12 protein-coding genes are annotated in these 12,366 nt (G+C 66.4%); 7 read left to right on the forward strand and 5 right to left on the reverse strand.

The genetic code is table 11. The features are described from left to right. Positions 1-58 precede the first annotated feature (58 nt). Both OU995_RS11430 and gloB read right to left on the reverse strand, forming a co-directional pair. Positions 59-1,873: a transglycosylase SLT domain-containing protein gene (locus OU995_RS11430; RefSeq protein ID WP_267835673.1), complete on the reverse strand. Its 1,815-nt coding sequence runs from the start codon at positions 1,871-1,873 to the stop codon at positions 59-61. Next, positions 1,870-2,664 (reverse strand): hydroxyacylglutathione hydrolase, encoded by a 795-nt coding sequence (gloB, locus tag OU995_RS11435; protein WP_267835674.1) that lies wholly within the window; start codon positions 2,662-2,664, stop codon positions 1,870-1,872. The genes OU995_RS11430 and gloB overlap by 4 nt, the downstream gene beginning before the upstream one ends. Positions 2,665-2,676: 12 nt before the next feature. On the opposite strand from gloB, the gene OU995_RS11440 reads away from it, so the two are divergent. The 5 genes from OU995_RS11440 (at position 2,677) to OU995_RS11460 (ending at position 6,166) form a co-directional block, all read left to right on the forward strand. Continuing rightward, on the forward strand, positions 2,677-3,666 hold the full coding sequence (locus OU995_RS11440; RefSeq protein ID WP_267835675.1) for a class I SAM-dependent methyltransferase: 990 nt from the start codon (positions 2,677-2,679) through the stop codon (positions 3,664-3,666). Positions 3,667-3,705: 39 nt separating this feature from the next. After that, positions 3,706-4,182, forward strand: a complete 477-nt coding sequence (gene rnhA, locus OU995_RS11445) for a ribonuclease HI (protein ID WP_058937546.1) — start codon at positions 3,706-3,708, stop codon at positions 4,180-4,182. Between the two features lies 1 nt (position 4,183). Next, positions 4,184-4,705, forward strand: coding sequence for a deoxycytidylate deaminase (locus OU995_RS11450; protein ID WP_267835676.1), 522 nt, complete (start codon positions 4,184-4,186; stop codon positions 4,703-4,705). 205 nt (positions 4,706-4,910) lie between these two features. Beyond that, a complete protein-coding gene (locus OU995_RS11455) occupies positions 4,911-5,216 on the forward strand; it encodes a hypothetical protein (RefSeq protein WP_267835677.1) in 306 nt (101 codons plus the stop codon). Between the two features lie 236 nt (positions 5,217-5,452). Continuing rightward, positions 5,453-6,166: a tetratricopeptide repeat protein gene (locus OU995_RS11460; protein WP_324288738.1), complete on the forward strand. Its 714-nt coding sequence runs from the start codon at positions 5,453-5,455 to the stop codon at positions 6,164-6,166. A gap of 61 nt (positions 6,167-6,227) precedes the next feature. Here OU995_RS11460 and OU995_RS11465 read toward each other — a convergent pair whose 3' ends face one another. Then, positions 6,228-6,491, reverse strand: a complete 264-nt coding sequence (locus OU995_RS11465; RefSeq protein ID WP_267835678.1) for a hypothetical protein — start codon at positions 6,489-6,491, stop codon at positions 6,228-6,230. A gap of 374 nt (positions 6,492-6,865) precedes the next feature. Here OU995_RS11465 and OU995_RS11470 point away from each other — a divergent pair, with 374 nt between their 5' ends. Further along, entirely contained in the window at positions 6,866-9,022 is a 2,157-nt protein-coding gene (locus OU995_RS11470) for a S46 family peptidase (protein WP_267835679.1), read from the forward strand. Positions 9,023-9,138: 116 nt separating this feature from the next. Here OU995_RS11470 and OU995_RS11475 read toward each other — a convergent pair whose 3' ends face one another. After that, positions 9,139-10,290 carry an alpha-hydroxy acid oxidase gene (locus OU995_RS11475; protein ID WP_267835680.1) on the reverse strand — a complete coding sequence of 384 codons (1,152 nt, stop codon included), beginning with the start codon at positions 10,288-10,290 and terminating at the stop codon, positions 9,139-9,141. 90 nt (positions 10,291-10,380) lie between these two features. On the opposite strand from OU995_RS11475, the gene OU995_RS11480 reads away from it, so the two are divergent. Continuing rightward, complete coding sequence (locus OU995_RS11480; protein WP_267835681.1) at positions 10,381-10,902, forward strand: YbaN family protein; 522 nt, start codon at positions 10,381-10,383, stop codon at positions 10,900-10,902. 90 nt (positions 10,903-10,992) lie between these two features. Here OU995_RS11480 and dinB read toward each other — a convergent pair whose 3' ends face one another. Next, positions 10,993-12,282 carry a DNA polymerase IV gene (dinB, locus tag OU995_RS11485; protein WP_267835682.1) on the reverse strand — a complete coding sequence of 430 codons (1,290 nt, stop codon included), beginning with the start codon at positions 12,280-12,282 and terminating at the stop codon, positions 10,993-10,995. Positions 12,283-12,366 lie beyond the last annotated feature (84 nt).

Here is a 12,366-nt window from a genome sequence, read left to right on the forward strand (position 1 = left end):
CCGATCGCCCACGCTGCCGGGCGGGCCTGAGCTGACGCTCTGGATGCCGTTTCTGGCCTCAGCGCAGGCTGGAGGCCGTTGTGGTCTTGGTGGACGCTACCGTGCCGCCGCCATTGCGGCTGCTGGCCACACGGGCACCCGTCGCCTTGCTGTTGCTGTTGCTGGTGCTGGTGCTCCGCGGGCCCTTGGCCGCCACCTTGGTCGGCGTGCGGGTAGCCGTGGGGCGGGCCGACTTGCCCGCGCCCTTGGACCTGCTGTTGGCCGCGCTGTTGGCCCCACTGTTGGTGCCGGCGGAAGCGGTGGAGTTGTCCGCCAGGACGGCCTGGTTCTCCCTCAAGTACACCACCACCGCCTGCCCCGGCTTGAAGCTGGCTTTGGTGCTCACCCGGTTCCACTGCGCCACCTGGGTGGTCCCCAGCCGATAGCGGCGAGCTACGGTGGCCACGGTGTCGCCCCGGCCGGCCTTGAGCGTCACCCGACGCAGCGGCGGCACATCCGGCGCAAACATGATGCTGGCGTTGTCGGCCAGATGCTCCGAAACGTCCTTGTCCCGGGAGGCATTGCGAGGCACCAGCAGCGTCGAGCCCTGCTTGACCAGCATGCGCGCCGGAATGCGGTTGATCTCGCGCAGGCCGGTTTCGCTCATGCCCACCTGCCTGGCGGCATCGGCGGGCTTCATCGTGCGGGGCACCACCCAGGCGGTCCAGGTGGCCAGCGGGCCCCGGTGCTTCTCGAGGTTGGCCACGAAGGTGCTGGCGTTGTCGTAAGGCAGCAGGATCTGGCCGCTGCTGGCCGCCAGAATCACCGGCTTGTTCATCTGCGGATTGAACTGGCGGAAGGTTTCTTCATCCAGCGCGGCCAGTTGCGCCGCCAGGCTCACGTCGATGTCCCTGTCGATGTTGACCGACAGGAAATACGGGTGGTTTTCCACCGCCGGCAGCTCCAACCCGAAGGTTTCCGGATGCATGACGATGTTCTTGATCGCCTGCAGCTTGGGCAGGTAATAGCGGGTTTCATCCGGCATGCGGATGTTGTCGTAATCCGCCGGCAGGCCCAGTTTCTGATTGCGGGCCACCGCGCGAGAGACATTGCCCTGGCCCCAGTTGTAGGCGGCCAGCGCCAGTTGCCAGTCACCATCGAACATCTTGTTCAGGCGCTGCAGATAATCCAGTGCAGCGCGGGTGGAGGCCAGCACGTCACGGCGGTCGTCGCGGAAGATGTTCTGCTTGAGGTCGAAGTCGCGGCCGGTGGCAGGCATGAATTGCCACATGCCCACCGCCTTGGCGTTGGACTGGGCATCGGCGCGGAAGGCGCTTTCCACAAACGGCAGCAAGGCCAGTTCCATCGGCATGCCGCGTTTTTCCACCTCTTCCACCACATGGTAGAGATACAGGCTGCCACGGCCCGTCATGCGCGCCACATAGTCCGGGCGGGTGCTGTACCAGTCTTCCGCCTTGCGGACCAGGTCGTTGTCCAGCTCCGGCATGGCCATGCCCGCGCGGACGCGCGACCACAGGTCCGCGTGGGTCTTGGGCGCGTCCAGATCCACCTTCTGGCCGGGATTGAGGTTGTCTTCCAGCAGCACGTCCAGCTTCTCTTCCGGCGCGGGCAAGCCGGAAGCCGCAGCGGCAGCAGCCACGGCCACCTTGGGCATCGGGGCGGCATCCATGCCGGGCACGGCCGCGCCCGAGGCGGCCACCTGCGGCGCTGTCCCGGCGTCAGCGGCGCCGGCCTGGAGGGGGCGCGGCACGCCGGCACAGGCGGCAAGGGCCAGCGATACCAGCACCGTCAGCAGGCTCAGGGCCGGACGGCCCGAAGTGCGCTGGACGGACGAAAAGAAGGCGGGGGCGGAGAGGCGGGGAAATCGATTCATCGGAATTCGTTCTTCCATTGGCGCAGGGCGGCAAGCACCGATGCAGGTTCAGGGCCGACGCGCGGATCGAAGTGCTGCGCAGCCTGCCGGACTGAAGCGTGGTGGCAGCGCAGGAAGGGGTTGATCTGGAGCTCCAGCGACAGCGTGGAGGGCAGGGTGGGCCGATGCTCGGCACGGACGGCCTGGCACCATGCCTCGTGCTGAGTGATGGCCTCGTTCTCGGGCTCGACTGTCCGTGCAAAACGCAGATTGGACAAGGTGTATTCATGCGCACAGCACACACGGGTGCTGGCCGGCAGGGCGGCGAGGCGGCTCAACGAGGCCTGCATCTGGGCCGCCGTCCCTTCGAACAAGCGGCCGCAGCCGGCGGAGAACAGCGTGTCGCCGCAGAACAGCACCGGGCCAGCGGTGGCGTCACTGCCCCCCGCCCCAGGCAGGAAAAAGGCGATATGGCCGGCCGTGTGGCCAGGGACATCGACCACTTCAATCCGGTGGCCCAACAGCTCAAAGTGGTCGCCTCCCACCAGCGGATGAATGGGCACTGGCATCTTTTCATGGGCGGGACCCCAGATCCTGGCGCCAGGGCTCAGGAATTCCGTCAGTTCCGACAGGCCTCCGACATGATCGCCATGATGGTGCGTCACTAGAATGCCCTGCAGCTGAAGTCCCCGGGCCTGCAGCGCCTCCGTGACGGGGGCGGCCTGGCCCGGGTCCACGACAAAGGCCTGCCTGCCGTTGTGCAGCAGCCAGATGTAGTTGTCGGTGAAGGCAGGAAGGGCGATCAGTTCCATGCGGTCCAAGCAATGACGAGAGCGAGCCAGGACGATGACCCGGCGCCGATTGTAGAGTCGGTGCTGCCGGCCCCCGGCCTAGCGGCCGAGGAGCTGGCGGCATGGCTACGCACGCCACCGGGGCAGTATCTGTTGGGGTGGGAGCAGTCGTTCATCGATACGGCGGTGGTGGATCTGTTTGGTTTCCATGCGGTCCAGCTCGGGTTACCCCAGCTGGAGGGGCTCAGGGCCAACCGCATGCCTCACCGCTGGCTGGCCATGGACCACCCGTGGGTGCCAGCCCCGGCCATGAGTGCGGGCCCAGCGGTTTCCGACATCCGCACCATGCCATTGAATGTGCAGGCCGAGCCTCGCCCGCTGCCCAAACAGGATGCGGTGGCCTTGTTCTGTGAGTTCGACGCGCTGCCATTTGAAGCCAATAGCCTCGATCTGGTTGTACTTCCTCATACTTTGGAGCTGACCGGCGCGCCGCACCGCTGTCTGCGCGAGGTGGAGCGAGTCCTGCGGCCGGAAGGGCGGGTGGTGATCCTGGGCTTGAATCCGGCCAGCCTGTGGGCGCTGAGGCAGAATCTGGCCCGGGTCAACGGTCGGATGTTTCACCGGCATCCTGCAGCGGATGCCCAGCCGCCGCGCCTCTTCCTGCCGGATGAAGGCGAGTACATCGGCTACTGGCGCCTCCGGGACTGGCTGCGTCTTTTGTCTTTTGACGTGGAACGTGCGGCTTTTGGTTGCTATCGGCCGCCATTGTTCAGCCAGGCCTGGCTGGACCGCTGGCAGTGGATCGAAAAGCCCGGCAGCAAGTGGTGGACGGTGCTGGGCGCGTTGTATGGTGTGGTGGCGGTCAAGCGCGTCCATGGCATGCGGCTGGTGGGCCTGGCTCGCAAGAAAACCCGGGGCGCCAAGGCGGCGCCGGCCGTGGCATTGAATCAGCAACCGCATCGCCGGTCCCCATTGGCCGGCCCTGCGGCCGGGCATGGAGCGGGTGGTCCGCCGAGGCCCTAGCCGCCCTGCGGCATTTTTGAAGCACAGAATCAGAACATCATGACCGAAGTATCCGCACCGGCGGCCCCCCGCATCAGCAAACCGAGCGTCGTCATTTATACCGACGGTGCCTGCAAGGGCAACCCAGGGCCCGGGGGCTGGGGCGCATGGCTCAGCAGTGGCGGCCACGAAAAGGAACTGTGCGGTGGCGAGGCCAACACCACCAACAACCGCATGGAGCTGACCGCCGTGATAGAGGCGCTGACCTCCCTCAAGCGCAGCTGCAACATCGTCATCTACACGGACAGCGAATATGTCCGCAAAGGCATGACCGAATGGATCAGTGGCTGGCAGCGCCGGGGCTGGAAGACAGCGGACGGCAAGCCGGTCAAAAATGCCGAGCTCTGGCAGCGGCTGGACGCGTTGCGCAAGCTGCACCAGGTGGAATGGCGCTGGGTGAAGGGTCATGCAGGAGACCCGGGCAATGAACGTGCGGATGCCCTGGCCAACAAGGGCGTGACGATGGCAGGACGCTGAGATGGACAACCAACCGCTGATCGACTGGCACTCCATGTTCATGGGGGTGGCCCTGCTGGCCAGCGCCCGCTCCAAGGACAGCCGCAAGCGCAACGGCGCCTGCATTGCGAGCGCGGACTACAAGATCGTCGGTGTGGGCTACAACGGCCTGCCGCGGGGATGTGACGACAACGACCCCACCTACTGGTCCGACGACGACAATGACCCGCTGCACTCCCGGCACAGCTACATCGTGCATGCCGAGGTCAATGCCATCCTCAACTGCGTGGTGCTGCCACTGACGGGCAGCACCATCTACACCACCCAGTACCCGTGCCCGCGTTGCGTGCAGTCCATCATTCAGGTGGGCATCCAGCGGGTGGTGTACCTGGAGAAGAAAAGCCACCAGGTGGCCTTGAATGAAGCATCGGCCAAGATGCTGCGGGATGCCGGTATCGACGTGCAGGCGCTGCAGGAGATGGAGTTGCGGGCGGGGACCTGGTGCCAGGAGCTGTCGACCTTCATCGCCAAGCCAGGGCGCTGAAACGCTGCATCAGGGGCGCTCCGGCGCTCCGCCCCTCAGCCCCTCAGCCGCTCCGCCCCTCGGGCGCTCCGCCTGTTGACACGGCGGATGTGCCCGCCTCCGAAGCCGGAAACTGGCGGGTTTTCCGGCTGCTTTTCCGGCTCAAGTTTCGTCCGGTGGCGGCGCATCATGGCGGCCAGAACCTCCTGCTTCACCGAGGCCAGCCATGCACATCAACGTCATCCCGTCGAATCTCCTGCCCGAAACCGCCCAGGTCCCCTGGGGGCTGGTGCCGGATCTCGGCCTGAGCGTGGCAGGGCCTGCCGGCATGGACGACCTCTGGCGGCTGGGGGACCTGATGGTCAGCCAGGGCATGAAGCTGCAGGCCACCCGCATGGTCTACGACCGCCCCTATGCCCTGGAGCGCCTGGCCTGCGCTTACACCAAGGGCGACGACACCTTGCGCGCTCTGGCGCAAGACATTTTCGACACCTTCCAGCGCCGCGGCGAGTGGATGGGTCTGGCGCACTGACAGGCGCCGATCGACGCACATCGGCGCGTAACGGACGCACATCGCGGCGCGCACCGATCTTCTCCTGACTGTTGCTTTCAGCGCCCTCCTGGCATTTGCCCGGAGGGTGTCTGTCATGGCGATTCCGCGACAATTGCGGCTCGGGAGAGGCACTCGTCCTCAGATCCAAATATCAATACTCAACCGTGACTCGGGAGGCGACGATGCCATTCGTCGGGCTTGGATTTCATATTCTGTTGGCACTGTTCTGTGCCGTTCACGTGGTGCGCAATGGTCAGCAGCTGTATTGGTTGATCATTCTGTTTTCGTTCCCGCTGCTGGGCAGCCTGGTCTATCTGTTTGTGATCATCCTGCCGCATTCCCGGCTGGAGCACGGCGCCCGCAAGGTGGTCCGTTCCGCCGCGCGCGCAGTCGACCCGGGCCGGGAGTTGCGCGAGGCCCAGGCTGCTTTTGATGACACCCCGACGGCCCAGAACCAGATGCGCCTGGCCGCAGCTCTGCTGGACGCTGGTGATGCCACCCAGGCGGCCGAACGCTATCAAGCCTGCCTGCAAGGTCCGTTTGCCAAGGACCTGGAAATTCGCCTGGGTGCGGCTCGGGCCTTCCTGGAAGCTGGCAATGCAGGCAAAGCGCTGGACCATGTGCGCAGCATCCGCGCTGAGCAGCCCAACTTCCGGGCCGAGGCGGTGGCGCTGGTGACCGCGCGCAGTCTGGCCGCATTGGGCCAGGGCGTTGAGGCGCGGGCTGAATTCGAGTCGGCCAGTGAGCGCTTCGGCAGCGTCGAGGTGTGGGCGGAATATGCGATCTGGGCGCTGCAAACCGGGGATCAGGCCACGGCCGAGCCGTTGTTGGCCCGCATCGACAAGCTCAGCGCCAAGTGGAACAAGCTGACGCGGCAACTGAATGAGCCGGTCATGCGCCGGCTGCGGGCGGCGCGCAAGGCCGGTTGATCCGCCCTGGGGGGCGCCAGGCGTGCGCCTGGGGCCCGCCTGCGCTCGATCCGAGCAGAAATCAGAGAGCGGTCAGCCAGTCACACCGCAGGCGACCCTGCCGGTGCAGGCGGCGGCGTCCGCCGGTGTAGACCATCGGCAGCACCCAGGCGGCGAAACACAGCGGCAGGGCCATCCAGGCCTTGATCAGCAGCACCCCGGGCACGCCCATGAAGCCCAGCATCCACAGCGTCAGCACCCCATTCCATACCGCCAGTTCCACCGGATGGCGGGCGCTGTGCATGACCATCCAGCGCTTGACTTGACTGAGCTGTTGAAGGGTCATGGCGGGCTCCTGGACGGACAAAAAAGCTGAAAAAGGGTGAGGGCAGCAAGCTGCTCAAAGGGCAGAACAACACCTGCAGCGAGGGGAAGGCAACGGTCAGCGAAGGTTGGCCGAGGGACCGGCACATGCCTGCGAGGGCGTCTTTACGATGGCCGAAAGGACGCCGCATCCGAATGCAAGTCCCGCGCCATGCGCAGCGTGCGGATTGTAAGTTTGCTGTCAGTACAAGGGAATTCCCTGATTCGTGAAGGGCTTGGCACTGCGCGCCCGCCGCCCCCGTTGTTCGGGGGGGTGTCCAACCGCACGGGTCAGGGGGGCCCGGCTCGTGTAAGGTTGCGCCCTTCCCAAAATCCGTAAGGACAGGAGTCCTGCTCATGAAACGTTTGATGTGGGCCGCGCTGGCCCTGGGGGCGATCTCCGCCCAGGCCCATGAAGGCATGTGGATGCCGCAGCAGCTGCCGCAGGTGGCCAAGGATCTGAAGGCCACCGGTCTGGCCATCGATCCGGCGCGTCTCTCGCAGCCGCTGGGCGACCCCATGGGGGCGGTGGTCAGCCTGGGCGGGTGCACCGCGTCGTTCGTGTCGCCGCAGGGTCTGGTGGTGACCAACCACCATTGCGCCTACGGCAGCATCCAGTTCAACTCCACCCCCGAGCGTGATCTGCTGAAGAACGGTTTCCTGGCGCCGACGCTCAAGGACGAGTTGCCGGCCGCGCCGGGCAGCCGTGTGCTGGTGACGGTGGCCCTGACGGACGTCACCAACCGTGTGATCGATGCCAAGACGGCCGCCCTCAAGGGCAAGGCCCGGGTGGACGCGATCGAGAAGAATGAAAAGGCCCTGGTCGCCGAATGCGAAAAGGACGCTGGCCACCGCTGCAACGTCTATGCGTTCTACGGCAGCCTGCAGTTCCAGCTGATCAAGCAGCTGGAAATCCGCGACGTGCGTCTGGTGCATGCTCCGGCGCAGGGGGTGGGGCTGTTTGGTGGCGACACCGACAACTGGATGTGGCCGCGCCACACCGGTGACTACAGCTTCTACCGCGCCTATGTGGGCCCGGACGGCAAACCGGCGGATTTCAGCCCCAACAACAAGCCGTATGCGCCGAAGAACTTCCTGAAGCTGGCCAGCTCGCCGCTGAACGAGCGTGACTTCGTGATGGTGGCGGGTTACCCCGGCCGGACCAACCGTCACCGCCTGGCCTCCGAAGTGGACTTCGCCTTTGGGTGGGAAATGCCCAACCGCGTGAAGGCCATGGGCGAGCAACTGGCCACCATCCGTGAAGCGACCGCAGGCCGCCGGGATGCCGAGATCAAGCTGGCCAACACCGTGGCCGGCGTGGGCAACTACTACAAGAACTACCAGGGCCAACTGGCCAGCTATGCCGACGCCGGCATCCTGCCGCACAAGCAGGCCGCTTACGCGGAGCTCAAGGCCTGGGTGAATGGTGATGCCAAGCGACGCGAGCTGTATGGTGCCTCCCTGGCGGAGGTGGACCGTCTGCTGGCTGAGCGTCAGGCCATCACCCGTCGCGAGTTCCTGCTGAACTATGCAACGCCCAACCTGCTGAATCAGGCCCGTGATCTGTATGAGCAGGCCCTGCAGACGCAGAAGCCGGATGCCGACCGCAAGTCGGGTTATCAGGACCGCGACCAACTGCGTCGTCGCCAGGCCCTGGATGCGGCCGAGCGCCGCTTTGATGCGGTCACCGACAAGAAGGTGGTGAGCCACTTCCTGGTGCAGTATCTGTCGCAACCGGCGGACCAGCTCAATGCGGCCTTCCTGTCGGCGCTGGGTCTGCGCCAGGGCATGGATGCTGCGGCCGTGAACGCTCGCGTGGATGAGCTGTATGCCGGCTCCAAGCTGGCCGATGCCGGTGGCCGTCAGGCCTGGCTGGGTCGCTCGCCTGCCGACTTCGAAGCCAGCACCGACGTGATGGTCAAGGCCGCTGTGGCGCTGCATGCCGACGACGAAGCCCGTGAGGACCGTGACAAGGAACTGGCCGGTCGCATCCAGGAGGCCTATGCCGGCACCATGCGCGCGCTGATCGCTTTTGAAGGCAGCCGTGGCCGTGCCGTCTATCCGGACGCCAACAGCACCCTGCGCGTGAGCTTCGGCCAGGTGCTGGGCCGCAACCCGGGCACCGACGGCACCACCTGGACGGCCTTCACCACGCTGCGCGGCATCGTGGCCAAGCACACCGGCACGGGCGAGTTCAATGCGCCGGCCGAGCAACTGGCTGCGATCAAGGCACGCAACTTCGACAAGTACGGCGTGAAGGCGCTGGACTCGGTGCCGGTGAACTTCCTGGCGACGCTGGACACCACGGGCGGAAACAGCGGCTCGCCGGTGCTCAACAGCAAGGGCGAGCTGGTGGGGCTGCTGTTTGACGGCACGCTGGATGCGCTGATTTCCGACTGGGAGTTCAACGACAAGACCACGCGCAGCATCTGCCTGGATGCCCGCTACATGCTGTGGCAGATGAAGGTGGTGGACAAAGCTGACCGCCTGCTGAAGGAAATGAACGCGCTGTAAGCGTTTGACGCCAGACAAAAGCCCCGCGATGGCCGTTGCCGTCGCGGGGCTTTTTGCTGGGTGAAGCGCAGCGCTTGAAGCGCGGAGCGGCCGGAGGGGCTGAGCCGCTGAGCCGATTATTGCGGGAACGTGCCCGGCAGCAGGATGCTCCGGTCCACTGCCTGGAGCTGGCGGTGACCGCAGAACGCCATGGTCAGGTCCAGCTCGCGGTGGATGATCTCCAGCGCCTTGGCCACGCCCGGGCGGCCCATGGCGCCGAGCCCATACAGGAACGCCCGGCCGATGTAGGTGCCTCGCGCGCCCAGGGCCCAGGCCTTGAGCACATCCTGGCCGGAGCGGATGCCGCCGTCCAGATGCACCTCGATCTGGTCTCCGACCGCTTCCACAATGCGCGGCAGCGCGCGGATGCTGGATTCAGCGCCGTCCAGCTGACGGCCGCCATGGTTGCTGACGATCAGCGCATCCGCACCGCTGCGGGCTGCCAGCTTGGCATCCTCTTCATCAATGATGCCCTTGATGATCAGCTTGCCGCCCCAGCGCTCGCGGATCCACTGCACGTCGTCCCAGCTGAGTTGCGGGTCGAATTGCCGGGCGGTCCACTCGGACAGGGAGCCCATGTCCCCCACGCCTTTCACATGGCCCACGATGTTGCCGAACTGACGCCGTGACGTGCCCAGCATGCCCATGCACCAGCGCGGTTTGGTGGCCATGTTGACCAGGTTGGCCAGGGTGAGCTTGGGCGGGGCGGACAGGCCGTTGCGCAGGTCTTTATGGCGCTGGCCCAGGATCTGCAGGTCCAGCGTCAGCACCAGGGCGCCGCAGCGCGCTGCCTTGGCCCGGTCGATCAGGCTGTTGATGAAGCCCCGGTCGCGCATCACATAGAGCTGGAACCAGAACGGCGCCTTGGTGTGGGCGGCCACGTCTTCAATCGAGCAGATGCTCATGGTGGAGAGCGTGAACGGTACGCCGAATTCCTCTGCCGCCTGCGCGGCCAGGATTTCGCCGTCCGCATGCTGCATGCCGGTCAGCCCGGTCGGGGCCAGCGCCACCGGCATCGTCACCGGGCGGCCGATCATCTCGGCGGCGGTGCTGCGGTTCTCCATGTTTACGGCCACCCGCTGGCGCAGCTTGATGGACTGGAAGTCGGACTCGTTGGCGCGGTAGGTGCTTTCGGTCCAGGAGCCGGAGTCGGCGTAGTCGTAGAACATCCGGGGCACACGCCGCTGGGCCAGGACACGCAGGTCTTCGATGCAGGTAATGACGCTCATGCGCCTGATGCTAGGCGTTTTGGCCGTAGCGGGGGAGGGGCGTTTGTAGGGGCCTTACGACAGCGCGCGCGGAGCGCTTACAGTCCGCCCATGGTTTCACCGTCCCGCTCAGCGAACGACGCCCCCCCGTCGGGTCGCTCGCAACCCTCCTCGCTACAACACCGCCACCGCTGGCGGCGTTGGCCCTGGCTGCTGGGCGGCGCGGTCAGTCTGCTGCTGGGCGTGGTGGGGGTTGTGCTGCCGCTGTTGCCCACCACCCCGTTTGTTCTGCTGGCCGCGTTCTGCTTTGCCCGAGGCAGTGAACGGTGGGAGGCCTGGCTGCTGCAGCATCCCCGTTTCGGCCCGATGGTGCGACAGTGGCGGGCCTCGCGGGCCATTCCGCTCCGGGCCAAGCAGATGGCCTGGGGCATGATGGCGGTCAGCTCGCTGCTGTCGGCCTGGGTGATGCCGGTGCTGAAATGGGTGCCGGCGTTGTGCTGCCTGTGTGTCGGTCTTTGGATGTGGCGGCTGCCGACCGCGACGGCGGGGGCGGAGCCAGTGACGGGGGATGCCCCGGTGCCTGAGCAACCGGCGGATGCGCAGCATGAGGACTCCCGCCAGACCGGTCCTTAGCAGGGGCGTGCTTGGTCCGGCGCTGCGGATGCGGTCTTCCACCTCCGGTCGGTCGGACTCCAGGGCTTCAAGCTCGGACGGGTCACCGCATCAGTCAAACAGCGGCAAGGTCTGTGGCACCGGCGTTGCCGCACCCGCATGGGCCGCCCCACCCGCGCCGGACGTCCCCGCGCCAGGGCTGCCCACTCCCGTACCGCCTCGCTGGCCACGCCGCCCGGGCTCCACCGCCCCGGGTCGGCTCAGCTTGCCCACCCGCACGCCCAGCAGCCGCAGGCGCTGCGTCAGATCCACGCGCTTGAGGCATAGCCCGGCAGCGTGGCGAATCGCGGCTGCGTCCTGCACCGGGGCGTCCAGGGTCAGGTCTCGTGTCACCGTGCGGAAGCCTTCAAATCGCAGCTTGATGCCGATGGTGCGCCCCTGGTAGCCCTTGCGTTGCAGGTCCGACGACAGCTGCTCACACAGCGCTGTGAAGATGCCCGACAGCTCCGCGCGGTCCCGTTTGGCATGCAGGTCGCGCTCGAAGGTGGTTTCCCGGCTGATGGACACCGGCTCGCTATGCGTCACCACCGGCCGGTCATCCAGCCCCCAGGCGGCCTGATGCAGCCAGACGCTGTAGCCGGGTCCGAAATGCTGCGCCAGCAGCTCCTGCGGGGCCTGTGCCAACTGCCCCACCGTCTCGATGCCCAGCGCATTCAGCCGCGCACCGGCTTTGGGGCCGATGCCGTTGATGCGCCGCACCGGCAGGGGCCAGATGCGGGTGGGCAGGTCGTCCATGGTGAGCACGGTCAGGCCATCGGGCTTGTCCAGCTCCGAGGCGATCTTGGACAGCAGCTTGTTGGGCGTGACACCAATCGAGCAGGTCAGGCCGGTGACGCTGAAGACCGAATTCTTGATGTCCCGGGCCAGCGACCGGACGCCGCCCAGCGGGTCATGGCCCACGGCGTCCCGCACGCCGGGCACGTCGGTCAGGTCGATGTAGATTTCATCGATGCCCCGGTCTTCCACCACCGGTGCCATCTCCCGCACCGCCGCCTTGAACAGGCGCGAATAGTGGCGGTAGGCCTCGAAGTCGGCGGGCAGCAGGATGGCCTGGGGGGCCAGCAGCGCCGCCTTCATCAGCCCCATGGCGGAAAACACGCCCAGAGCGCGGGCCGGATAGGTGGAGGTGGTCACCACACCGCGGCCGGTGTAGTCCTGCAGCTTGAAGAACTCCCGCGTGCCGTCGGCCCGCAACTGCGGTGTGTGGGCGCGGCGGCCGCCCACCACCACCGGCAGGCCTTTGAGTTCCGGATAGCGCAGCAGTTCCACGGACGCGTAAAAGGCGTCCATGTCCAGGTGAGCGATCAGTCGATCCGGCAGCAATGGCGTGGAATCAGCCATGCGGCATTGTGGCCGAGCGCGGGACCGGGCCTGTCAGCAGACCTCGGGCCACCGGAAGCGGCCCAGGCCGCGAAGGGGTTCTGG

It is taken from the genome of Roseateles sp. SL47, assembly GCF_026625885.1.
Classification (GTDB): domain Bacteria; phylum Pseudomonadota; class Gammaproteobacteria; order Burkholderiales; family Burkholderiaceae_C; genus Roseateles.